The 24237-nt window shown below is 57.5% G+C and carries 24 protein-coding genes; 7 read left to right on the top strand and 17 right to left on the bottom strand.

The genetic code is table 11. The annotated features are described in order from the left end of the window. Position 1: 1 nt before the first annotated feature. The 14 genes from ACLBKS_RS01085 to rfbB form a co-directional block, all read right to left on the bottom strand. Positions 2-796, bottom strand: coding sequence for an ABC transporter permease (locus ACLBKS_RS01085; RefSeq protein WP_410190951.1), 795 nt, complete (start codon positions 794-796; stop codon positions 2-4). 5 nt (positions 797-801) lie between these two features. Continuing rightward, positions 802-1659, bottom strand: a complete 858-nt coding sequence (locus tag ACLBKS_RS01080) for a hypothetical protein (RefSeq protein ID WP_410190950.1) — start codon at positions 1657-1659, stop codon at positions 802-804. Positions 1660-1736: 77 nt separating this feature from the next. Further along, positions 1737-2861, bottom strand: a complete 1125-nt coding sequence (locus ACLBKS_RS01075) for a methyltransferase domain-containing protein (RefSeq protein ID WP_410190949.1) — start codon at positions 2859-2861, stop codon at positions 1737-1739. Next, entirely contained in the window at positions 2858-3916 is a 1059-nt protein-coding gene (locus tag ACLBKS_RS01070; protein ID WP_410190948.1) for a hypothetical protein, read from the bottom strand. Before ACLBKS_RS01070 ends, ACLBKS_RS01075 begins: the two co-directional genes overlap by 4 nt. 39 nt (positions 3917-3955) lie before the next feature. Beyond that, the gene (locus tag ACLBKS_RS01065) at positions 3956-5344 is read right to left on the bottom strand and encodes an MBOAT family O-acyltransferase (RefSeq protein ID WP_410190947.1); all 1389 of its coding nucleotides are present in this window, start codon (positions 5342-5344) and stop codon (positions 3956-3958) included. A 15-nt stretch (positions 5345-5359) separates the two neighbouring features. Next, positions 5360-6166, bottom strand: coding sequence for a class I SAM-dependent methyltransferase (locus ACLBKS_RS01060; protein ID WP_410190946.1), 807 nt, complete (start codon positions 6164-6166; stop codon positions 5360-5362). A 92-nt stretch (positions 6167-6258) separates the two neighbouring features. Beyond that, positions 6259-7320 (bottom strand): hypothetical protein, encoded by a 1062-nt coding sequence (locus ACLBKS_RS01055; protein ID WP_410190945.1) that lies wholly within the window; start codon positions 7318-7320, stop codon positions 6259-6261. Positions 7321-7382: 62 nt separating this feature from the next. Beyond that, positions 7383-8324: a glycosyltransferase gene (locus tag ACLBKS_RS01050; RefSeq protein WP_410190944.1), complete on the bottom strand. Its 942-nt coding sequence runs from the start codon at positions 8322-8324 to the stop codon at positions 7383-7385. 21 nt (positions 8325-8345) lie between these two features. Continuing rightward, on the bottom strand, positions 8346-9437 hold the full coding sequence (locus tag ACLBKS_RS01045) for an NAD-dependent epimerase/dehydratase family protein (RefSeq protein ID WP_410190943.1): 1092 nt from the start codon (positions 9435-9437) through the stop codon (positions 8346-8348). 8 nt (positions 9438-9445) lie between these two features. Continuing rightward, a complete protein-coding gene (locus ACLBKS_RS01040) occupies positions 9446-11794 on the bottom strand; it encodes a glycosyltransferase (RefSeq protein ID WP_410190942.1) in 2349 nt (782 codons plus the stop codon). Beyond that, complete coding sequence (gene rfbC / locus ACLBKS_RS01035) at positions 11791-12339, bottom strand: dTDP-4-dehydrorhamnose 3,5-epimerase (RefSeq protein ID WP_410190941.1); 549 nt, start codon at positions 12337-12339, stop codon at positions 11791-11793. The genes ACLBKS_RS01040 and rfbC overlap by 4 nt, the downstream gene beginning before the upstream one ends. Then, positions 12336-13223, bottom strand: coding sequence for a glucose-1-phosphate thymidylyltransferase RfbA (rfbA, locus tag ACLBKS_RS01030; RefSeq protein WP_410190940.1), 888 nt, complete (start codon positions 13221-13223; stop codon positions 12336-12338). The genes rfbC and rfbA overlap by 4 nt, the downstream gene beginning before the upstream one ends. Beyond that, on the bottom strand, positions 13220-14140 hold the full coding sequence (gene rfbD, locus ACLBKS_RS01025; RefSeq protein WP_410190939.1) for a dTDP-4-dehydrorhamnose reductase: 921 nt from the start codon (positions 14138-14140) through the stop codon (positions 13220-13222). The genes rfbA and rfbD overlap by 4 nt, the downstream gene beginning before the upstream one ends. 20 nt (positions 14141-14160) lie before the next feature. Continuing rightward, complete coding sequence (gene rfbB / locus ACLBKS_RS01020) at positions 14161-15228, bottom strand: dTDP-glucose 4,6-dehydratase (protein ID WP_410190938.1); 1068 nt, start codon at positions 15226-15228, stop codon at positions 14161-14163. Between the two features lie 99 nt (positions 15229-15327). Between rfbB and ACLBKS_RS01015 the strand changes: the two genes are divergently transcribed. The 4 genes from ACLBKS_RS01015 to ACLBKS_RS01000 are packed head-to-tail and all read left to right on the top strand — an operon-like array spanning position 15328 to position 17223. Next, entirely contained in the window at positions 15328-15831 is a 504-nt protein-coding gene (locus tag ACLBKS_RS01015) for a phasin family protein (protein ID WP_410190937.1), read from the top strand. An 18-nt stretch (positions 15832-15849) separates the two neighbouring features. Further along, complete coding sequence (locus tag ACLBKS_RS01010) at positions 15850-16611, top strand: TetR/AcrR family transcriptional regulator (RefSeq protein ID WP_410190936.1); 762 nt, start codon at positions 15850-15852, stop codon at positions 16609-16611. Continuing rightward, complete coding sequence (locus ACLBKS_RS01005) at positions 16586-16840, top strand: acyl-CoA-binding protein (protein ID WP_410190935.1); 255 nt, start codon at positions 16586-16588, stop codon at positions 16838-16840. Before ACLBKS_RS01010 ends, ACLBKS_RS01005 begins: the two co-directional genes overlap by 26 nt. Before the next feature lie 53 nt (positions 16841-16893). Beyond that, positions 16894-17223: a DUF1840 domain-containing protein gene (locus tag ACLBKS_RS01000; RefSeq protein WP_410190934.1), complete on the top strand. Its 330-nt coding sequence runs from the start codon at positions 16894-16896 to the stop codon at positions 17221-17223. Between the two features lie 18 nt (positions 17224-17241). Here the strand turns inward: ACLBKS_RS01000 and mnmA are convergent, their stop codons facing one another. Both mnmA and ACLBKS_RS00990 read right to left on the bottom strand, forming a co-directional pair. Then, on the bottom strand, positions 17242-18405 hold the full coding sequence (gene mnmA / locus ACLBKS_RS00995) for a tRNA 2-thiouridine(34) synthase MnmA (RefSeq protein ID WP_410190933.1): 1164 nt from the start codon (positions 18403-18405) through the stop codon (positions 17242-17244). Positions 18406-18614: 209 nt separating this feature from the next. Then, positions 18615-19535, bottom strand: coding sequence for a LysR family transcriptional regulator (locus ACLBKS_RS00990; RefSeq protein WP_410190932.1), 921 nt, complete (start codon positions 19533-19535; stop codon positions 18615-18617). A gap of 128 nt (positions 19536-19663) precedes the next feature. Between ACLBKS_RS00990 and ACLBKS_RS00985 the strand changes: the two genes are divergently transcribed. The 3 genes from ACLBKS_RS00985 to ACLBKS_RS00975 all read left to right on the top strand — a co-directional run bounded on the left by ACLBKS_RS00985 (position 19664) and on the right by ACLBKS_RS00975 (position 23682). Next, on the top strand, positions 19664-20755 hold the full coding sequence (locus ACLBKS_RS00985; protein ID WP_410190931.1) for a 4-oxalomesaconate tautomerase: 1092 nt from the start codon (positions 19664-19666) through the stop codon (positions 20753-20755). Between the two features lie 227 nt (positions 20756-20982). Continuing rightward, on the top strand, positions 20983-21909 hold the full coding sequence (locus tag ACLBKS_RS00980; RefSeq protein WP_410191428.1) for a Bug family tripartite tricarboxylate transporter substrate binding protein: 927 nt from the start codon (positions 20983-20985) through the stop codon (positions 21907-21909). Between the two features lie 174 nt (positions 21910-22083). Further along, positions 22084-23682, top strand: a complete 1599-nt coding sequence (locus ACLBKS_RS00975) for a methyl-accepting chemotaxis protein (RefSeq protein WP_410190930.1) — start codon at positions 22084-22086, stop codon at positions 23680-23682. A 21-nt stretch (positions 23683-23703) separates the two neighbouring features. Here ACLBKS_RS00975 and ACLBKS_RS00970 read toward each other — a convergent pair whose 3' ends face one another. After that, entirely contained in the window at positions 23704-24198 is a 495-nt protein-coding gene (locus ACLBKS_RS00970) for an NUDIX hydrolase (RefSeq protein WP_410190929.1), read from the bottom strand. Between the last annotated feature and the right edge of the window lie 39 nt (positions 24199-24237).

The following is a 24237-nucleotide window of genomic DNA, read 5'->3' as shown; positions in this document are numbered from 1 at the left end:
CTTACCTCCCACCCAGCAGCATACGTTCGATCACGATCGGTGCGGTCGCCCGGATGAGAACAACACCGATCAACGTCGTCAGGGCCGAAATCGCGAGAACGACACCCAGGGCCTGGGGATGCGTGAACGCCAGTCCCGCCGCAGCTTCCCGCGCAGACGTCATGAGCGGTGAAATCGGGTTCCACCGGATCAACGTATCGAACAGGCTGCCGCTCTGAGGTTGATACATCGCTGGCGTCAGGAACAGGCCATAGCTCAGCACCAGTTTGATGGTGTTTTGCAGATCGCTGAACAGCAAAGTGAACGGCATCAGGAAAGCCCCAAGCCCAAGGCCCAGCAGCACGACGCCGACGAAACAGACGGCTACCCAGGCAACCGCCAAGAGATTGGGGCCGTAAAGCGTCGTCACCACCGCAACAACAACCAGAAGCCGCACCCCTGCAGTCACAAGAACCTCGTAGAGCTGGGCAAGGATGATGGCCTCACGACGGAAATTCACGCGCGTGAGATAAGAACGTGCTCCTTCAAAAGCTTGGTGCGGCACCTCGAAAGACTCCACAAACACTTGCCACATCAAAGTCCCAAACAGCACGAAAAGGGGATAGGGAAGGGTCGTGGCGCCCGGGTTGATGATGCCCGCTCGGTTGGCCAGCGTCACGCCCGCCGTGATCAGCAAAGCCGGTGCCACCATCCAGAAATAGCCGAGAAAGGATTTCCGATATTTCGCGCCCACTGTCAGCGCGAATAAGCGCCACGAGAGCGACAGCACCGAGCGAACCTGTAGAAGAAAGCGCATCAGATTCACTTCTTCCCGCCCCGAACCTGACGCACTTCAACTTTCTGCTGCTGTTTGAGCCATGCGCGCTCACGCCAGGCCCGATACAGGACCCATGGGATCCAGGAATGCCGCGGGCGCAGCCAGGCTCGCCAGAACGGGCCCATCAGGCGCTTGCGCTCCCCTTTGAAATGCAATACCCGTTTGCCCGGCAAGCCATCCGCAATCTCTTCATACCGGTTGTCTGGAGAGAAGTTGTAGATATCGCAAGGTAGCAGCAACACGCGGCACCCATCCACCTCAATCACATCCTGCCGGGAAAACTCCTTCAATTTCAAGCCCAGACAGTCGCGCAGAGCGAGTTGATCGCCGAACCAGGCAGCTTGACCCTCGGCATATTGCTCCTGGTAGATGCTCATGAATTTTTCAAAGAATCTACGGACCATTTCCGGACGCTGATTGTTAAGAATCATCAAGCCACCATTGACAGGCTGTTCATCGTTCTCACGCCAAGTCAATGCCACATCGAAGGAGCGCTGAAATACTGGGGCCAGCGACTCATTGATCAGGATGTCCGAGTCCAGCATGACGATCGGCTGCTCAAAGGCACTGGCTTGAACATAAAGCCACTGTGCCCGGGTTCGCTCCAGCATCAACCTGCTGCCATCGACATCTCCCCTTATCAGCCGGTCTAAGCGCGAGTGAATGCGGTCGAAACTCGTGCTGCGATCGCTCAGCATGACGCGCACGGCCTTTGGATGAAACAGGCGCACAGACGCGAACATCATGTCGATCATCGACAGATAGTTTTCATGCTCAAGCGTTTGATTCGGATGAACTGCTTGATCAATACCCAAGCCGACGTGGAAAGCAACAAACTCCAAAGTAAGACTCTCAGTGTTTTGAACAGGAATACGGAAAATCCGTAAATTTTAGTCTTTTGGCCTTGGAGTAACCCGCTTTATTTCGCCAGCAGAACGAAGAAATCCTTGTGATTTGGTGAGCTTGTCACCGTACAAGTTCGATAACCAAGTTCACGATATCGAGCCTGCAAAACCGTTTGCATCGTTTCAGGCGTGTAAAAGTGAACATGAATAGAGCGCCCTCTAGCCAGAACCTCGGCCGGATCGGTCTTGGGTGCGCGCACATTGCACCACCTGCGGTAATGGTCTAAGGTCGGAGTCATCAATCCCCTGCGATACTCGGCATCAAGTTCTTCCAGTGTGGATGGCTGGAATACATAGTCCTTGCATCCACGCATATCGGGAATCACTGCGGCGACCACTCCGCCTTTTTTCAGCAATTTGCTCCAGTACGCCAAATGGCCTAAAGGGTTCGCCAAATGTTCAATCACATGACTGGAAAAGATGAAGTCCAATGAATTCTGTTCAGCCGGGATCTGATCAGCATTCCCGACTACGTACAACTTCCACAGCCCAGGATCAACGGGTGTCTTGGTGTCCTTGCCATACAACTGCTGCCATTGATCAGGCGTGGCCTGTTCCACATACTGCACTTGAATATGGGCGCCCGGTAATATCTGGGGCCTGGGGCCGGGTCCAATCTCAACGCCACGCCCCTTGCAGTGCTTATACAAATCGTTGCGATCGAGCAAGCGATGCACGCCTAGAAAAAGTTTTGCAGGCCACTGTCGAGGTGGGACAGTAATCACAAGATCCATGTCTATCGTGGGAGCCGGCTGCACCGCCACCTTTTCAAGCTTCCCTCCGGACCATTCCGTGACATTCGTCTGCGGCTGCTCCTCACCCGCTCGCCAGGCTAAAGACGCTCTGACAGACGCAAAATTCGTTTTGCATAGCTGAAAGCTGCCGTGCCCCCCTGCATAGTCCGGCCAGTACCGGCTGGCCCGTCTAACAAGTACGCGCATGCCGGGACGAAGCACCAAGCCCCACACTGTACTCATGCCGATTTTGGGCAACAGTGCGCGACGCATTAGCGTCAACCGCCGAATTGCTGAAATACACGATTTCGCATTGGGATGCGGCTGCCAACTATCCTTCGCATCATTCCATACTTGCAACTGCACGTTAGGATCGTTTTTTGCAATGAGCTCGAGGATATTCATTCCATCCCACTTTGCTGTTTCCCGCCTTGAGATTGCGCCAAGAAACGGCCCAAACGGCGCGAAAAATCGGCGGCGCCGATGCCGCTGAGATGCCGCATGTCACTGAAGAACTGCATGGCATCCGGTCGATCCTGAATGCCCAGATCAACGTAAGTCACGTCGTGCTTCGCTGCCCATTCCGCGAGTACCCGCGAGTTCGCCAGATAGTCCGCGCGACGCTGAAAAGTGTCAATGACGACTGGATTGGTCGGCAAGGCAAACAAGGCCAAACGCCTCCCCGAAGCTCCCACCACCCTCTGAAGCTCGTCAAAAAAGCCGCCCTGATCAGCAAGCGACCGCCAGGCATTTTTGGGCATCGGCCTAAAATCCCTCTCAGGCACATACTGTGCTCTCCAACGCTCCAATTCTTTCGCATAGTCCGACTTGTCATACTCAATCGGATGGTGAGGTTGAAACCCGCGGTAAGGAGGCCCCATGCTGCGAGAGTTGAATGCTAGGCCCACCGGGGGAGTGAAGGCTTTAGGCAAGACAGCGCTTCGAACCGCTGGCGCATAGCGCACGATCCATAGCCAATTGAACAGGTCTCGCCCCAACTGTGCATCCCAGGAACGCGAATTGCAGAGCCCATCAAGCCCCAGATCGACTGCAAACGGAGAGGTCAGAACGGGCTTTTGCAAAGCGCCACAGTTCTGCACCGTATCCGACATGACCCGATGGATGTCTATGAGCTGTATCCCGACCACCACCGTCTTTACTTCGGCCAATGAGGGATCCGCCAGCACCTGCGGGAGCAGTTTTAACCACCACGTCGCTCCAAATCCATCAAACGCATGGTTAAACGAACGCGCTGTCAGGCCACCCTCAAGCAACCCTTGGTCCATCGCAGCTGGGTCAATGCCCCAGCGAACCTCGCTATCACCAACGAAAAGATGCGTCCATCCTGCTTCCTGTTTACGCGACCGCAGTTGCGCGTCGATACTGGCGCTATTTGAATAAGAGACATGGTCAAAAAGATAGGCTCGCAGACAAATTTCGATAGCCGCCAATGCAGCCACACACAGGATCAAGCTCAGGAGGAGTCGCCGCAACATTGCTCAAAATTGAAAGTAGATAAAAGGCACGGCCGCAGGCGCTCCCAACACCACAGCGCCCACGCCCCCCCAGAACGCCACACCGAGCGCCACGCTCGAACCTAGACGCTCTGCGCGCAATTTTTCCAGCAGGCACTCAATTGGCCACTGCAAGACAAACAAGCAACCTGAGAAGGCCAAGATCGGCACGACCTCTGTGCTGAGAACACCGATTTTTCCGTGAAACATCGATTGCACGATGGATGCGGCTTGCGGAATGTCTTGCGCACGGAAAAAGACCCAAGACACCATCACGATGACAAAAACATAAGCCCATCCGAGGAGACGCTCAAGACGACCTTCTTCCCCGACAGGGGATTTTCGCAAGAGGTGTTCGATGACCAGCACCAAGCCGTGCAACCCGCCCCAAGCAATGAACGTGTAATTGGCACCATGCCAGAGCCCCCCCAGTAGCATGGTGGCCATCAAGGCAAACACTGTTCTGAAATGACCATTCCTGGAACCGCCCAAGGGCTTGTAAAGGTAGTCACGCAGCCATTGCGACAGCGTGATGTGCCAGCGCCGCCAAAATTCCCGCAGAGAAGTTGAAAAGTATGGAAGCAGAAAATTTACCGGGATGGAAACACCGAACATGCGGGCCAGCCCCAAGGCCATTGTTGAATACGCCCAAAAATCTGCATAGATCTGCGCACCAAATCCCAATGCGGCTGTCCACGCTTCTATCGCGGTCCATGACATTCTTTCCGCAGCGAAGAGCTTGTCCACCATGGGGGCTAAGCCATCAGCGAAGAACTCCTTCAGCAAAAGACCCACGGCAAAAATCGCCAGCCCAGAGAAAAATCTATCCGCAGAAAAAACAAAGCGCCCCTTGAGTTGCGGAATCAACTCATGCGCGCGGCAGATGGGGCCTGCAATCAATTGGGGGAAAAACGCCTTGAAGAGCAACATCACCGAGAAACGTCGCTCCGCCGAGAAATCGCGTCGGTAGACGTCTACCACGTAGCCCAGCGCTTGAAAAACTATGAAACTGATGCCTATTGGCAATGCCAGCTGGGCCACGCGTCTCGAATCCGATTCCGCCGCACCTAGATCAACCGCCAACTCAGCAAAAAAACCAGCGTATTTGAAGTACCCAAGTATTCCCAGCAGAGTGACTGACGCAAACCAGACTGGAAGAGTCGAAGTCGTGCGCTCAGCCCACAAACCCGCCAACCAAGCGATACCGACCAAACCGACAAGCAGCGCCAAGTATGGCCAGTACCAGTAGCCATAGAAAAAGAGACTGCTTGCCAACAATACTCCACGTCGCAGCCCATCTTGCTTTGCAGACCAGAAAGCAAGGAGTGTCAGCGGCAGGAATATTCCAATGAAAACAAAAGAGTTGAAAAGCATGGAGATTCGGGAGAATCAGGCTTTCTTGCAAACCAGGATTGGCCGGTAAGAAGCGCCCTCCCAACCAAATACATGCGGGGTAACGACCTTCAGAATCAACTTGAAACCGGCCGAGCGCAAGGCGTCGATCAATGACTCCTCTTTGGCCCAGAAGGAAAATGTGTTGTCCAACGACGCGCGAACTTGCTGTTCACGCTGCTTGGCAGTTGCATCGTCTTTGTGCTCACGAAATAAGTACCCCTCGCGACCAGCGGCAGTCTTTACTGGACCTTGAAGCCGATGGTTTTTGATGGAATCCGCAGTGCTGATATGCGTGTAAACAAGCAAGATATCCTGCGTAACGCGCGCAAGCTCTTGCACCATTCCATCAAAATCATCTTGCCCCAGATGATGAAGAATCCCTGAAAACACCGTGATGTCGAAAGTGCCGATTTCGGTTGGCAGTCTACGAACATCGCCCTGAATGATGCGAATGTCGGACTGCCCCATTGCTTCAGCTGCAAAACGCGCCCTATCTACATATAAGGCTCGTCCCTCTACGCCTGTCACCTTGGCACCCTTCTTGGCAAATTGCACTGAATGCCCACCCTCTCCACACGCAAGATCAAGCACCCGCTTTCCCGCCAAGGAGTGCCCATGAACCTGCATTTCAGCAACGCTCAAGAGCAATTCCCCTACCAAGCTTAGTCCAGTTGCCTTTTTGTAAAACTGCTCGTTATCTGGTGTGACACTGAATACACCGGGCGCAAACTCCATCAAATGGGCCCAAGGTGTTTCAGGCGACAACTTCTGCAGTTGGGCTTTAATCGTTGCAACATCCATGTCTCATCTCCTTGTGAATCAAATTTAAATCTCGTAACGAACTCTATAGGCTCAAGAAATCATAGTTTCCACCAGCGTCCGGCATGAACAACTTAGGTGCGGCCAACCCGCGCCACAACTTCAAGCACTTGATCTTGCAAGCATTGCGCTGAAAAGAAATTGTCACAATGCACACGTGCAGCACGCAGCAGATTGCTGCGTCGCCCCGGATCATCCAGCAACGCCTCCAGCAAGCCCCGCCAATCACCCGCACCCGCCAAAACTCCGGCCTCATTCGCAATTGCCCGACGATAAACAATCACATCCGACGCAATAACCGGAATACCACAGCAGGTGTATTCGATGAACTTGGTCGGCGCCTTGCATTGATTGAAGGGCTCATCCACCAGGGGTGCCAGGCCTATGGCCCAACCCAAGCCCGCCATAGTCTTCAGGAATTCGTAGTATTTTTTTTGTACAGTGTGATGTCTCACACGGTCGCCAAAGCGGCGTAACTCGATCGGCATTTCGATCGTGCCGAAAGTTTCAAACCGCAGCTGCGGGCGCTCTTCCATCAGCGTCACCAAAGCAGGCACGACGAGAGCCAGGTCTTCCTTGTGCCCCTTGGAGCCCATGTAGCCAATTGTCAAGGGCGCATCTGGCGATCTTGGAGGAATCGCGACGTCGAATGCCGCGGCGTAGATTCCCTGGAACAGGGGTTTGTCAGGAAAGCGCGCCTTCAGTACGTCCGCCAACACAGCGGTCGATGCGTAGATCAGGTCGCATTGCTGCATCATCAAGGTGCGCGCCTGGACAGCGGCACCCTGACGCTGGAGAATCTCCACGCCCAACGACGGCGGCAAATCCAGCAGATTGTCATCAATGTGATAGACGACAGGAATTCGCCGCGCATGGCAATCACGGATGATGTCAACGCCGTCGCTACGTCCATATCGAGTAAGGAAAACCACCTCGGGTTTGAATGCATCGATCCAGGCTCGCCAGCAACCCGGGCCACCATCGGCAACTGCCTGCTGATCATAGGCTCGAAAACTCACCTCCCCTTTTTCATGTAAGGCTCGTAGCGGAGCATCAAAGCTGATGTAGTAGGTCGCATTGAAATACTCGGTCAGGACCAACAAACGACGCCCGTGCAGCGGCATATCGGCAGTCATTCCAGTCTTCGTTGGATCCCCTCCGCGATTCCAATATGCCAACCAACGCCGCAGAAAAGAGTTCAACTCCCGACTCCCTGTGTCGTCGACCCCAACTTCAATTTCTGAGCTGCCTCGTAATCCGCAATGGCTTTTTGTCGCGCACGCTTGGCTTCGTAAACATCCTTGTGTGGGACATAACCTGCCAACCTGTCGGCCGCTGCATTACGTCGATCCCATAGGCCACGAAATAACTTGGGAACACGATGTGCCCATTGAATGTCCCTCATGAGGGAAGGACGAAAGTAACCCAGGTCAATTTCCTTTTGCAGCGTGGCCGCATCCAGTACACCTTCGTTCATCATGCGCCGCACTTCATCGAACCAGAGATACCCCAGGGGATTTCCCACCGCTGTCCAGGGTTGGGTGTATACGTCCGTGTAATGCAACAACCGCGTGGTCGGATCCCAGTGTTCCAAGCTATTCCACTCAAACGGCACACCATATTTGATTTCATCCTCGCGCAGAACGCACATGTCGTACATCAACTGCTCGTAGTCATACGCACCGCGGTCCATACCAGCCACGATGCCATCGATGTCCCAATCCAGTCGCTCGCAATCCAGCAGCATCACCGCGCATTGCTTCTTGCGTTTTTTTGGTGCCCCGACCTTTGCAGTTGTCTGTTCCTCAAACTTCACTTCCTGCTGGATGATGACCTTGGCACCATCGAAGGGAATGTTCCAGAGCTCCCGGATGTCGCTGAACACCAGCATGTCGGCATCCAAGTAGATTGCCCGACCCTTATATCCAGCGAGCTTAGGAATACAGAAACGGCTAAATGAGAAACCCGTTCGCTGTCCGTTGCGCGGGTCTTGCGGCACTGGAACTGGCAAATCCAGCATGGGAATCACCTCCACATGGGCAGTCGTATGCCGCTTGATGGAGTATTCCAGCACCGGGACAGCCAATTGCTGCGAGCGATCGGCACCGACAAAAACACGGATGGGGTCGTTGTGCTTCATGAGACAACCTCTTTGCATCATTCAAGGATTTTTGAATTGCACCTGCGCCCAGCGAGCTAAGCGCGCGATGCCCTCTTCGACACTGACACGAGGTTTCCAGTCGAGCAACTCGCCTGCGGCCGTGATATCGGCGCAGGCGTGCCGAATGTCTCCCACACGGAAGGCGCCTGTGATGCGGTACGCGTCTTCGGAGCGACCCAAAGCCTTCATCAACAGCTTGGCAACCCCGAGGATGGAAACAGCCTTCCCCATGCCGATGTCCAGCACCGTGCCATGCGGAAGTTGTTTGTCACCCGCGCGCACCAGCGCATCAACAACATCATCGACATAAACAAAATCACGCGCAATGTCACCATCCTCAAAAATGGCGAGCTCTTTGCCTTGGATCAACTGCTGCGCAAAAATGGATAAAACGCCCGTATACGGATTGCGCAAGGACTGCCCATCCCCATAAACATTTTGGAATCGCAACATGGTTGCTCTCCAGGTCGCGCCCTCTCCAGCCTGCGTCAGCAAGTACTCCTGCATTAGTTTCGTTGACGCATACACAGATGCTGGTGCGAGCGCCATGCCCGCGCGACTGGGCGCAGGAGAACCAGGACCTAGGAACCCAGCTGGTAATGGCACGTCGAAGCGTCCATCCGCCATGTCAGCCGCCTCGCGGGGCAAGCCAACGCAGATATTGCCTCGTTGATCTCTGTAGGCTCCCTCACCGTAAACGGCCCGCGAAGCAGACAACACAACTCGTTGTACGGTTCCGGATTGACGCACGGCCTCGACCAAATGCGCAGTTCCCATGACATTGACACTGCTGTAACGCGCAGGTTCATCATAGGATTGCCCAGTGCCCGTCTCGGCTGCAAGGTGGTAAACCACAGCCGGTTGCGCCGCACGCATAGCCCTATGAATATCTTCAGGATTCGACACGTCTCCGCGTAAAAAAGTCACGTGCTCGCCCAGACGAGGCGCCTGCGCGTCCGGCCCGTGGACCTGGGGATGCAAATTGTCGAGAACCCAGATGCGAATGCCGGGGTTCTTCTGGGTCAAAGCCTTGGCTAACCGAGTACCTATAAATCCGGCGCCGCCAGTGATGAAGATATTGTTGTCAGGCATGGATAAATTTACTTTTGCACTGCCGCGGCAAGATCCGCGACGATATGTTCCGCGCCATCACCCTCAACCAGGACACGTCGCGTGAAGGAGGAGGAGGCTTCGATCAGTGGGATGCGCAACGCATCATCAAACACTGCCCGGATAAAAGCCGCTGCATCATCTGCAGTCTCCAGAGAGGGAAGAGGCGCGTAATTCGAGAGATTAAGGTTTCCAGCAAAGACAGCAACAGGCAACCTTTGTCGAGCTGCGTCCAGCGCAACAGTGGAAGGACTGGTGATGACAGCTCTCAAATTACCAAGAAGACTTTGTGCGGTGTACTGCTCCCAAGCTGTCAAATCTGGATCGGCTATCACTATATTGACAGACGTCGGCAGTTGTCCTGTATGACGCCGCGTAAGCCACAACCCAGCATGGTGAGGCTTCACCAGGAAAGTGACATCGGGAAAGGTTTGCGCAGCTAAATTGACGGCATCCAGGAAAGCATGCCGGTAGGCATCATCGTATCGATGCCAGTGTAAGTTCTCGAAAACGCCAACAATTGGACGATCTTGTGGCAAAAGCTGCCGCAGATCAGCCGGCTCCACAAAGGCGGGTTTCACACACCCTACCGAGATGCAGCGCGCTCGCACGTCTTCGCTTACTCGAGGGTGCAACGTATCTCGATCACCCCAGATGTAGATGCGCTGCGCTTTTATGGAAACGCGCTGTATGGGGTGAACCGCGTCGTCATAGGTCAAACCAACGTTCTCAAAGCCGTGCTGCATCGTCGCCACGACCAGACCACGCTCCAATGCTGCAATCGTCAATCGGCGAGAGAACCGATGTGGGGAAAGATCGGTCTCTGTGATGGTCAGTAGCGCCTTGGCGCTAGAAGGAAAATCAACGTATGTCGCGTCAATATTGTCCGGTATCAAACGAAACGGGATGCCACGCTTGCGCAGAGCGCTCAACACCCGAGGCGAAATGCAAGGCAGAGAAATACTGCACCACACCTGAACCGGGACGCCTTTCCGCTGCCAAACATCGAGCACGGGCAACGCCAAATCCATATCCTGCACTAGATTCAGCACCACAATATAGACGGGCATCGTCTCGACCATGCGGGACAAAGAGGAAACCTGAGATATCACTGACTTCCACGCGCCCGCAAGTGCCACCTGACCAAAACACTTTTGAGCCAACGCAAAGGCCGCCTGGGCATCCCGCCTACCTGCGTCTCTATCGCTCAAATACCGGCGCAAGCCTTGCTCAGCGCTTCCAGTATGGATATAGGGAGCCAACTGTTCCAATGCTGGCGTGGGCGTCGCGACTACAGGCACCCCCATAGACACGGCCAACACAGTGCGATTGGCTGACTTACACAGACTGAAAGAATCAAGGGTGTTCGGTACCACAACCACATCTGCCCGACCCAACCACTCCTGAACCAAGCTTGGCGACCACTCAATGTAGTGAGATGGAATCCGGATCGGCCTGATGGACTCTTCATACTTCTTGCGATGATTACTGATCACCACAAGCTGAACATCGTACGTTTGGGCAACCGCCTCTAGTGCCTCCCGTATCTCCAGCAAGTCCAGCATCCCAAATCGCGCGTACGGCGCCCCATGATTGCCGAACCACAAAATCACCTTGCTGGTTTGAGGAGCGGGCGTGGCAGGGTGTGCTCGCCCGATGCGTCGACGCAAAACAAACGCAGATGTCGCGTCCAGCGATTGCCGCAACATACGCCATCCGTAATACGCCGTTAACACAACGTATGGGGCGAACGCTCGAAACCCGCGCTCGCGAACGCGCTCAATAAGTTTGCGTGCGCGGTTGCGCAGCCATCCTCGCAACAAGTCCATGCGATGCATTTTCTCGATTGCTTTAGCCTTTTCCAGCAGATCGTGCATGCCCCTGGACAAGACCGGAAGATCAATGCCATCAGGTATAACGACCACCGGAACACCAGGCGCACGTTCACGGACAAGCGCAGCCAGTGGCTCCGTGGTGACTACGATGGCATCTGCTTGGGCAGCAATAACATTGAAAACCCGCGCGGGCGCAGCTTTGCCAAAGCCACCGTAGCCAGCGTCAATGAAAATGTTGTCGCATAAATCGAAAACAACGCGAATGCCTTTGCGCACCGCCTGTTGTGCCAAATGCAGATCATCTAGAGTCAAACTCTTGACGATCACCAGCACATCCAGGCCGTCCAAGTGCCGCTCCCAAGCCGATCGGAAGATCTTTGACCGAATCCCTTGAGACTCCAGCGCCAACATCGGCAGTAGTGCGCGATACCTGACGCTAGCTATCCCCATGGACAACAAGGAGACCTTCCAGCCAATACGCACTGGCTTGCTGCCCAGGCTCATTCGTATACCTCTGCGAAAGCCAGCAAAGCTCCGTTGCGATCCTTCTCAGACAGTAATGGCTGAACAACATCTGTGGGCCATCTGAGGCCGATCTGAGGATCGTTCCAGATCACACAGCGCTCTTGCTCAGGCGCGTAGTAATCTGTAGTTTTATATAAAAAGTCTGCTGAATCACTGGTCACCAGAAAGCCGTGACCGAAACCAGGTGGAACCCAGAGCTGGCGCTGATTTGTTTCACTCAACTCCACGCCAACCCATTTCCCAAAATTTGGTGAGCTTTTTCGCAAATCCACCGCAACGTCATATACGCAGCCACGAACCACGCGCACCAATTTCCCTTGGGGCTGCTTGAGTTGATAATGCAAACCGCGTAGAACTCCTTTTGCGCTGCGACTGTGATTGTCTTGTACGAAGTTGTATTTAGTACCTGTCAGTTCCTCGAAATTGCGCTGATTAAAGCTTTCAAAGAAAAAACCACGCGCATCACCGAATACCCTTGGCTCAAGAATCAATACTTCTGGTAGATCTGTGGGTATGACTTTCATTGCTTTCCTTCTCTAAGCAATCGCAGTAGATATTGGCCATATCCATTCTTCGCCAGCGGCCGGGCTAGTACTTCCAGTTGCCGAGCATCAATCCAACCATGCCTCCAAGCAATCTCTTCAGGGCAAGCCACCTTCAAGCCCTGACGGTGCTCCAAAGTGGCAATAAACTGGCTGGCCTCTAAAAGACTGTCGTGGGTCCCTGTGTCCAACCATGCATAGCCACGCCCCATCAGCTCGACGCTCAACTGTCCTTGCTCCAAGTACAGGCGATTTAAGTCTGTGATTTCCAGCTCACCGCGTGCCGATGGCTTGAGCTTTTTCGCCAAACTGACAACTTGATCGTCATAAAAATAAAGCCCTGTGACCGCGAAATTGCTTTTCGGCTCTCTAGGCTTTTCCTCAAGCGAAAGCACTTTCCCCTTCGCATCAAACTCTGCGACGCCATACCGCTCTGGGTCATGCACATGGTATGCAAAGACAGTTGCACCGCTAGCCCGCTCCGTAGCCTTGCTCAACAATGACTGAAAATCATGCCCATGGAAAATGTTGTCACCAAGTACAAGGGCACTCGGTTGATTAGCAATAAACCCTTCACCGATCAGAAAAGCCTGCGCCAGCCCATCCGGACTCGGCTGTACAGCGTATTGCAGATTCAAGCCCCACTGGCTTCCATCACCCAGTAACTGTGTGAAACGTGGTGTGTCCTGCGGAGTGCTGATCAGCAGAATGTCACGGATACCCGCGAGCATCAGAGTGGTCAACGGGTAATAAACCATGGGTTTGTCATAAACCGGCAGCAACTGCTTGCTGATAGCGAGCGTCGCCGGGTGCAAACGTGTTCCAGAACCACCAGCAAGAACGATGCCTTTACGCTGAGCATTCATCTCGATTTCTCTTCCACAAGTATTTCTTCAAGCATGCGTCTCACACCGGTCTGCCAAGACGGCAGCTTCAAATTAAATGCTTCTTGGAGACGCGTGCAATCCAAGCGCGAATTCAAGGGGCGCTGCGCGGCCGTGGAGTAGGCAGCGCTTGGAATGGGCTGCACTTGATGAGGCCCAACCTTCTGCACGAGCCCATGTGCCTGCGCATGCGACAGCACGAAGCGCGCGTATTCGAACCAACTGGTCGCACCGGCAGCGGTTAGATGATGAACGCCCAAGGTATTCACAGAAGCTTCAAGATGCATCACCTGGTAAGCGGCATGCGCCGTAACGTCTGCAATCAGATCAGCTCCAGTTGGTGCACCGATCTGATCGCTAATGACCTTAAGTTCCTCGCGCTCCGCAGCCAAGCGCAACATGGTCTTAGCGAAGTTGCCACCACGTGCGGCGTATACCCAACTGGTACGGAAGATAAGATGGCGACAACCGCTGGCCTGTATGGCTTGCTCACCCTCCAACTTGGTCCGTCCATAGACGCTGAGCGGCGAGGCGGTATCGTCCTCACGCCAGGGTCGCTCGCCGCTGCCGTCGAACACGTAATCCGTGCTGTAGTGCACCAGCAGCGCGCCCCGTTGCGCGGCTATGCGAGCCAGTACCCCCGGCGCCTCCGCATTGACGCGGCGCGCGGCGGCTGCGTCAGTTTCGGCTCGGTCCACGGCGGTGTAGGCGGCGGCATTGACAATCACCTGCGGTTGTATTGCGCGCGCGGTGCGATCCAGCCCCTCAAGATCACTCAGATCACCAGTCAGACCATCCGCCCCAGCGCGATCCAGCGCCACCACATCGCCCAGCGGGGCGAGGCTGCGCATCAGCTCCCAACCCACCTGCCCGTTCTTGCCAAAGAGAAGAATCTTCATGCGCCTGGCATCCCTTGCGCTCAGGCGTACTGCTTTTGCACCCAGTCCCGATAGGCACCAGATTGCACATGGGCCACCCATTCGGGGTTCTGCAGATACCACTGGACAGTCTTCAAGATCCCTGTCTCAAACGTCTCGGCAGGCTTCCAACCCAGTTCCCGCTCCAGCTTACGAGCGTCAATTGCGTAACGCCGGTCATGGCCCGGCCGATCTTTGACGTAGGTAATTTGCTCCACATAGCTCTTGCCGTCACCGCGCGGGCGCAACCCATCCAAAAGACTGCAGAGGGTTTTCACAATGTCGATATTGGCCTTTTCGTTCCAACCACCGACGTTGTAAGTCTCACCAACCCGGCCACGGGCCAGCACCTCGCGGATTGCGCTGCAATGATCCTTCACATACAGCCAGTCGCGCACCTGCATGCCATCGCCGTAGACCGGCAGCGGCTTACCGGCCAGGGCATTGACGATCATCAGCGGGATCAACTTCTCGGGAAAGTGGTAAGGGCCGTAGTTGTTGGAGCAGTTGGTCGTGAGCGCCGGCAGGCCATAGGTGTGGTGGTAGGCACGCACCAGGTGGTCGCTCGAGGCCTTGCTGGCGGAATAAGGGCTGTTGGGTTCGTACCGGTGAGCCTCGGTGAAGGCCGGGTCTTGCGCCGCCAAGGAACCATAGACCTCGTCGGTGGAGACATGGAGGAAGCGAAAGGTCGATCGGGCGGGACCGTCCAGGCCATTCCAATAAGCCCGAACCGCCTCCAACAGGCGAAAGGTGCCAACGATGTTGGTCTGGATGAAATCCTCGGGACCGTGGATGGAGCGGTCCACATGGGACTCGGCGGCGAAGTTGATGATGGCTCGCGGTCGGCGCTCGGCCAACAGGCGGGCCAGCAAGACGCTATCGCCGATGTCGCCCTGCACAAACACATGCCGCTCATCGCCCTGTAGGGAAGCAAGATTTTCCAGGTTGCCCGCGTAGGTGAGCTTGTCCAAGTTGAGCACCGGCTCGTCGCGATACCCGTGGTCAGTTCCCAACCAGTCCAGCACGAAATTGGAGCCTATGAAGCCCGCCCCACCTGTTACCAAAATCATTCCAGCCATCCCTCGGTTTTTTTACCGGCCGGATTATCGCAGCCCCTATGGCGTGTCCCTCTCCGAAACCTTACAGTGCATACCCGCGGAGGAGACATCATGAAAATACACCCTGATTTCGACGAAGCTGCCCGCCAGATTTGGCAAGGCGGTCTGGACGCTCTGACTCGAGCCCAAGCTCAAGGGAGCCAAGTGCTGGACGCGCTGGTGCAGGAGGGACTGGCCATGCAGCGCCGCACCCAGGCCATGGCGGGCTCGGTGGCGGAAAAAGCCCAGGCGGCCTTCAACCAGAAGCTTGGAGACAACGTCACCGAGAAATTGAGCGACAACCTGGGCCAGCAATGGAGCAAGTTGGAAGGCCTTTTCGAGGAACGCGTGGCACGCACCCTGCAGCGCTTGGGCCTGCCCACGGCGCAGGAATTGCAGGCGCTGAAAGACCGCATTGCGCGCCTGGAAGCCGAACTTACCTCCAAGGGCAAACGCCATCCCGCGCGTGAGGCCCAGGCAACCAAGACCGCCCTGGGCAAGAAAACCAAGGCCGCAGCCAAAACTCCTGCACGCAAAACGCCCGCCCGCAAGATTGCCGTGAAGAAGGCCCGCTGAACGCGGACCACCACCGCGATGACCCGCAAAGCTCCGCGCCGCACGGCCGAGCGCATCCTGGAGACGGCGCTGGCGCTGTTCAACCGCTATGGCGAACCGCAGGTGTCCACCGGGCAAATCGCGGCCGAGATGGGCATCAGCGCGGGCAATCTGCACTACCACCAGCCCAGCAAGGATGGCTTGGTCAATGCCCTGTTCGACCGCCATCTGGACGCCTTGACACCCCTGCTCACCGCAGCCTCGCAAGCGCGCGACGCAGAGGACGCTTGGTTCTTCACCCACAGTCTCGCGGAACGGATCTGGGACTACCGCTTTCTCTACCGAGACCTCAGCCTGTTGTTGCAGCGCAACCGGCATGTGGAGCAAGGGATGCGTAGGCTGCTGCTCGCACAGGCTGCCGCCTTGCGCCAGTTGCTCGATAGCCTGCATGCACATGGCGCCTTGGAGCCGGGCATGCAGGCCGACGGGCCCGACGCGGCACGGGACTTCGCGGCCCAACTTGACCAGCTGGCCACCACCCAGGGTGTGCTGCTGAGCCTTGGGCTGAGCCATGACTATGCCCTCGACCCCCGCCGAGCACTGGAACCCGAACAACTGCAGAACGCCGTGTTGCGCGCGGCCGCCCAGTCCCTGGCTTTGCTGTTACCCTATCTGGTTGCAGCGCAACAGACCTTGCTCAAGCATCTGCTCCGCTCTTACCAGCCTGAAGCCACTGTGCGTCGGGAACACCCACCCCTGAACATGGAACCCCGCCATGAGCGATCTGAAAAAGCAATTTGAAGCCGCCGTCGCACGATCCAAGGAACTGGACGAGCGCCCCGACAACGCCACCCTTCTGAAGATCTACTCGCTCTACAAACAAGCCATCGAGGGCGATGCGACCGGTTCGCGCCCCAGCTTCACCGACATGGTGGCACGCGCCAAATGGGATGCCTGGAACGCACACAAGGGCAAGAGCGCCGATGTGGCCATGCAGGAATACATCGACCTGATTGACTCCCTGAGCTGAACTCAGCAACTGCACACCCGCTGCGGGTCGTGCCAATTTACAGGCCCTGCACCATGCTCTACAAATTCCAGTCCCGTGCGGCTTCCGACCTGTTGATGCTGGAACCGCAAGGTCGCCGCATTCTGGAAATCATCGGCAAGTACGGTGAAGACCGCCGGGGCATCCTGCAGACGGCCGATATGGGGGGCGCCATCGCAGCCCTGGAAGCCGCGATCGCGCAGGAAGAGCGGGAAGCGGCAGAGGTAGCAGCGCAGGCGCAAGCTGACAACGCCCGTGGCGGCGAAAACGAGGAGGCGGTGAGCCTACGCCAGAGGGCCACGCCCTTCATCGACATGCTGCGCCGCAGCCAGGCCGCGGGCAAGGACGTGGTCTGGGGCGTCTGAGCCCTAGATGGTCCCGCTCTAGGCGGTTTGCGCGGCATCGATGATGCCCCCACCCAAGCAGACGTCTCCCTTGTACAGCACCGCGCTTTGCCCTGGGGTCACTGCCCACTGAGCCTCAGGGAAACGCAGGCTGAAGCCGGATTCATCAACTCGGTCGAGCGTGCACGCCGCATCCGCCTGACGGTAGCGTGCCTTGGCATGCAGGCCACCCGGCGCGGGCGGCTCACCCGCGATCCAGCTGGTGTCCAAGGCGTGCAGGCCGTGGCTTTGCAGCAGCGGGTGATCATGTCCCTGCACCACCCAGAGCTGATTCTTGTCCATGTCCTTGCGCGCGACGAACCAGGGCGCATGTTCGCCGCCGCCCTTTTGCGCGCCCTTGTCCTTGACGCCACCGATGCCCAGGCCCTGACGCTGACCCAAGGTGTAGAAGCTCAGACCCACGTGCTTGCCAATCACGCGCCCATGGGCGCGTTCGTAATCGGGGCTGCCCGGCAGGGGCGTACCGTCCTTGATCGGCCCGGGCTCCTTCTGAATGTAGCGATTGAGAAATTCACGAAACGGGCGCTCACCAATGAAACAGATGCCCGTGGAATCCTTTTTCTTCGCATTCGGCAGGCCGATTGCTTCGGCGATGCGCCGCACCTCGGTCTTGTGCAACTCGCCCACCGGGAACATGGTCTTGCTCAGTTGCGCCTGGTTCAGGCGGTGTAGGAAATAGCTCTGGTCCTTGGACGGGTCCAGGCCCTTGAGCAGTTCGTGCTTGCCTGTTTTCTCGTTGAGTCGCACACGCGCGTAATGGCCGGTGGCTATCTTCTCGGCGCCCAAGCGCATGGCGTGGTCCAGGAAGGCCTTGAATTTAATTTCTGCGTTGCACAGCACGTCCGGGTTGGGCGTGCGGCCGGCTTGGTATTCGCGCAAGAACTCGGCAAAGACGCGGTCCTTGTACTCGGCGGCGAAGTTGACGTGCTCGATCTCAATACCGATCACGTCGGCCACGGCCGCAGCGTCGACAAAGTCGACGTTGGAAGAACAGTACTCGTTGTCATCGTCATCTTCCCAGTTCTTCATGAAGATGCCCACCACGTCGTAACCCTGTTTCTTCAGCAGGTACGCGCTGACCGCGGAATCCACGCCCCCGCTCAAACCCACCACCACGCGCTGACCGCGAATCGACTTGTCCATGATGACCGGGATTATCCCTAGGCTTACCAGAACCTGCCGCGCTGGGGATTTGGCGTTGCCCCACAGGAGAGCGTCTGGAGCTCATGAAGATGCCAACGATTTGTACCTATGCTCTACTCAGCAGCTAAGCGCTGATCCGCAGTCCACACTACCGTTCACCCCTTGCGGTCGCTACTGGCATGCACGTCGACTCCCCGGCTTTGATTTTTTCATGTGCCTTCCGCCCGGCGAGGACGTGCAGAGCGCGTGGCCACCAGCAAGTCATAGAGCTGCTGCGCGGCGGGCGATAGGCTTTTGCCACGGCGCTTGATCAGCCCCATCTGTCGGGTGACGATGGGCTCCACCAAAGGAATGCTCACCAGCGTGAGGTGGTCCTTGCCAGGCATGGCCAGACTCGGCACCGCCGCCACGCCCAAGCCCGCCTCCACCAGTCCCAGCTGGGTGGTGACATGCTTGGCCTCGTACAGGCACTGAGGACGGTCGGGCACATTGGCCAGCGCGAGGTCCATCAACAGACGATTACCTGAGGTCTTGCCGACGGACATGAAATCGTGTTGGCCCAGCTCGGCCCAAGTCACTTTCTTGCGCCGCGCCAGCACATGGTCGCGTCGGCAAGCGGCGACGAAGCGTTCGGCCAGCACCGGTTTGAATTCAATTTCCGCCTCCTGGCTACCGATGAAGTTCAGGCCAAAGTCGGCGTCACCTTGCGCCACGGCCACGAGCACGTCGTTGGCGCTCGCGTCATGCACCTTCACGCGAATCTTCGGAAAACGCTCGTGGTAGCGCTTGACCACCTGAGGCAGGAAGTAATAGACGGCTGAGGGAACACAAGCGATCGTCACTTCGCCCATGCGCCTGGCTGCCACGTCACCCAAGCCCATGAGCATGCCGTCCAACTCATCCAACCAAGCCCGGGTCTTGCGAGCGAAGTCACGGCCCACGGCCGTCAAGGTAACGCGACGCGTGGTGCGATCCAGCAACTTCACGCCCAGGGCGTCCTCCAGCTTTTCAATGCGGCGACTGAATGCAGGCTGTGACAAATGAATAGCCTCCGCAGCGGCGCGGAAGCTCTGCAATTCGGCAACTGCGGCGAAAGCCTGCACATCTGCGAGATCGAATTTCTTGTTCATTGAAAGAACCTAGATTCAAGCCAAGGCGGGGGCTGGCAATGAGTGCTTTGATTTATTGTGCATTACGCATCAATGATTGCCAACAATGCAATTCACAGAAATGACGAGGTAACGCAGCATCACCACTCATGAGCTTCATACTTCCTTGCGTATTGATGCGTGGCGGCACCTCGCGGGGCCCCTTCTTTTTGGCGGACTGGCTACCCAGAGACATAGCCGCGCGTGACAAGACCTTGATCGCGGCCTTGGGCTCGCCGCACGAACTACAAGTCGACGGACTGGGCGGTGGAAACTCACTGACCAGCAAGGTGGCCATCGTCTCGCGCTCAGCGCATGCAGACTGCGATGTCGACTACCTGTTTGCCCAGGTCAGCGTGGACGAAGCCCGCGTGGACACCAAACCCAACTGCGGCAACATGCTCGCGGGGGTTGGCCCTTTCGCGATTGAGCAGGGACTCGTAGGCGCTTCCGAAGGGCCCACCACCAAGGTCAGAGTCTTCAACGTCAACACGGGCGCCCGCATTGATCTACAGGTCTGCACGGCCGGCGGTCATGTGCGCTACGAGGGCGATGTACAGATCGACGGCGTGCAAGGCACAGCAGCCCCCGTGCTGATGAACTTCCTCGACGCCTGGGGCGCTGTCACAGGTCAGATGTTTCCCACCGGTCAGCGCGTCGACATCATTCAGAGCCTGGAAGTGACCTGCATCGATGCCGCGCAGGTCATGGTGCTCGTGCGCGCCGCGGACCTGGGTTTGCATGGCTCGGAAACGCCCGCTCAACTGGACGCCAACGCCGACTTGCTGCTTCGGCTTGAAGCAGTACGGCGCGAGGCGGGGCAGCGCATGGGCATGGGCGATGTGTCTCAGAGCGTTTTGCCCAAGCCCGTGATCGTGGCGCCCGGCGCGCAACCGGGCAGCATCGTGTCACGCTACTTCACCCCGCTGCGCTGCCATCGCTCCCATGCCGTCACGGGCGCGATTGGCGTGGCAGCGGCCATGGTGCTGCCGGGTACGGTGGCGTCTGATTCCAACACCCGTGCAGCTGCCGGAGTAAGACGGGTGGAAGTGCAGCATCCGGCCGGTCGCATCCATGTCGACGTGGAACTGGCCATGGAAGCAGGACAGTGCACGCTGGTGCAGGCAGCCCTGATCCGCACGGCTCGAAAGATTCTTCAAGGCACCTTGTTCGTGCCCGACAGCGCCTTACTCACCCAGTGATGTCCGAAGCCGCGTGCCCAGGCGTGCTTTTCGCTTTTCAATGCTTACAGCCCATGCCGCCTTTCGTGGGCGCGCGTATTGCCAACCAGGAGACAACCATGCAAGAACATTCTCAACATAATTCAGCAAATATCGCCAACGCCTCGACGCTCCGCCCCTCCAACGAACCTAGCGCCGTCGGACGTCGCCAGGTCGCGCGCACGCTGTTGGCAGCGGCAACCAGTTTGATGTTGGCTTGGTGCTGTCCAGTGTTCGCGGCGTTTCCAGACCGGCCGCTGACATTGGTCGTGCCCACTGCGGCGGGCGGAGGCAACGATGCCATCGCCCGCGTGGTGGCGCAAAAGATGAGCAGCTTGCTAGGTCAACAGGTCATTGTGGACAACAAGGCCGGCGCCAACGGCTCCATCGCGTCGGAGTTCGTCGCCCGAGCTGCGCCCGATGGGTACACCATCCTGTTCGGTTACATCGCCACCCACGGGATGAACCCATCCCTTCAAAAGCTTCGGTACGACCCCATCAAGAGTTTCGAGCCCATCGGCATGGTGTGCACTTCTCCCACGCTGATGGTCATGAATCCTCAGGTGCCAGCTCATTCAGTGACCGAGCTGATCAAGATGTCCCAGGCCACACCCGAGAAGTACAACTATGCCTCTGCCGGCAATGGGACGGCGCCACATTTTTCCGCGGAGATTTTCAAGCTGGAGAGTGGCGCCAAATTGACCCATGTGCCCTATCGCGGTTCCGCGCCGGCCTTGACAGACACGATGGCTGGCCAGACACAGGTGATGTTTCCCAGCCTGTTTTCTGCCTACCCCTACGTCAAGACGGGCAAGCTGCGAGCATTGGCCGTGGCGGGTACTCAGCGCTCGCCTCTCTTGCCTGAGGTACCGACGCTGGAAGAATTGGGTATCAAAGGGGTGGATGTCAGTCAGTGGTACGCGCTTTTCGCGCCCGCTGGCACTCCACGCCCATTGGTCGAGCGACTCAACAAGGCACTACTGACCTCCCTGGCTGACCATGAAGTCAAGAAGCGCATTGAAGACCATGGCGCTCAAGTGGAGGGCAGCAGCCCCGAGGCGTTGGCGCAAACCGTCAGCAAGGAGTTGATCAAGTGGCGGGGTGTTGTGCAGAAAGCACAGCTCACCGCTGACTGATAGAACGCGCCCCAAAGTGCCGCGCAAGCAAGGACTCCTGCCTGGGCTATAACTGCATAATCGTTGCGCTGGGGCAGCGAGCAATGCCATGGTGCTGTTGCCAATCAATCAGTGTTGTGCATAGCACTTTCCAGCCAACCTGGGAAGATCTCCATCAAGAGCCAAGGACTGCCCATGAATAATCTTTCCATCGGCAAGCGACTGGCATTGGTGCTGGGTGCCATCCTCGCGCTGCTGGTCATCACCAGCGCGCTGGCCATTGTCATGTTGCAACGGCTGGGTCAGGAAGTGGAGGTCATGCTGGAGCGCAACACCCGCGCCGAGCGTTTGGCCGTGGACTGGAGCATGAACCTCAACGCCGCAGTGCAACGGCGCGCGGCCATCTCCAAGAGCCAGGACCCGAGCCTCAAGGCGTACTTTGCGGAAGCCAACGCGCAAAGCGTCAAGGTGACAGCAGAACTGCAGAAGCAGATCGACGAGCAGCTCACATCCTCGACCGACCGCGCTGCGCTGGAGGAAGTTGGCACCCGACGCAAGGCCTACCAAACTGTGCGCGACGAAGTATCCCGACTCAAGGATGCCGGCGACGAAGCCGCGGCGGCACGCCTTTTTGATGAAAAGTTCGACCTTGCTGCTCGTGCCTATCAGGAGGCGGTGCAGAAGGTCGTGAGCCTACAGCGGCAGCAATTGGACGCGCGCGGCGCCGAGGTTTTGGCCTTGCGTTCACGCATTTTGTGGTTGCTTTGGCTCAGCACGGGAGTGGGGTTGGTATTGGGGATCGTCTTGGCATGGCTGCTATCGCGCAGCATCGTGGAGCCTGTGCGCAAGTCACATGCCATCGCGGTGGAACTCGGGGCGCTGGACTTGCGGGGCAAGCCGCAGTCCAGCTACAGCCGCGACGAAACAGGCGCGTTGTTGAGCGCCCTGGACCGCATGCGCGCGGCATGGCGCAACACATTGATGGAAGTTCGCGGCGTGGTGGATGGCGTGCACACCGCCAGCAAGGAAATTGCCGCAGGCAATATCGATTTGAGCGCTCGCACCGAAAGTACCGCTGGCAGGCTGGAAGAGACTGCGAGTGCCATGGAAGAGTTGACCAGCACCGTGAAGCAAAGCGCCGACGCGGCATCGCAAGCTAGCCAGCTCTCCTCCAAGGCGGTGGAGGTGGCCCAACGCGGAGGTCAGCTGATGGGCACCGTGGTGCACACCATGGACCGCATTCATGCCTCCTCGGGACGGATTGCCGACATCATCGGTGTCATCGACGGTATTGCCTTCCAAACCAATATCCTCGCCCTGAATGCCGCCGTTGAGGCCGCACGCGCGGGCGATCAGGGTAAGGGATTCGCCGTGGTCGCCAGCGAAGTGCGAGCGCTGGCGCAACGATCGGCATCCGCGGCCAAGGAGATCAAGGCACTGATCGATGACAGCGTGAGCGAAGTCAGCACGGGATCCTCCCAGGTAGAGGAAGCCGGGGCAACGGTTGGTCAAATCGTCGAAAGCATCAAGAGAGTGCGCGACATCGTCAGCGAGATCAGCGTTGCCTCGCTTGAGCAGAGCCGCGGCATCGCCCAAATCCATGTTGCCATCAGCCAGCTCGACGAGATGACTCAGCAGAACTCCGCACTGGTTGAGCAATCCGCCGCAGCGGCGGGCAGCCTGAATGAACAGGCACAGCGGCTGGCGCGGGCATTGGCGACTTTCCAGTTTGAGGAGGGCCCAAAAGGCGGGGGCACCAGGCTGGAACGCGCCCTGCCAGCGCTGGGCATGTGACGACTTTTACTGAATCGCCCGTCAGCGTCGAGACGAATGCACGGATGCGTCTGTATAGACCAAGTCGAGCGGGTGGCGCAGGCCGCGCAGATGATCTTCCATGCAACGCAACACCAGTGGACTGCGATGGCGCTCCTGACTGGCCCGGATATCGTCGGGTGTGAGCCAGACCGTGCGCAGGATGCCGGCGTCCAGCACACGGCCTGCCACCCTTTCCCCCAGTTCGCCAGTGAAGGCAAAACGCAGGTAGGTGATGTCCTGGGAAGGCTCCCCCGGACGCTGGCGCTGGAACCGCGAAAGATAGACCCCCAGCAGGTGGGTGGGGGTAAAGCGGTGGGCGGTTTCTTCCAGTGCCTCGCGCACACAACCTTGCAGCGGCGACTCGCCTGGCTCGAGGTGCCCTGCCGGGTTGTTCAGCCGCAGCCCCTCCGGCGTCTCCTCCTCGACCAGCAGAAAACGGCCGGCGCGCTCGATGATGGCGGCCACGGTAACGCTGGGACTCCAACGATTGCTCATGGGACAGGATTCTATGAACGCCTGGGAACGCCATAGCGT

It is taken from the genome of Hylemonella sp. W303a (genome assembly GCF_046452315.1).
Taxonomy (GTDB): Bacteria; Pseudomonadota; Gammaproteobacteria; order Burkholderiales; family Burkholderiaceae_C; genus Hylemonella.
This window is presented reverse-complemented; position numbering and strand designations above follow the sequence as displayed.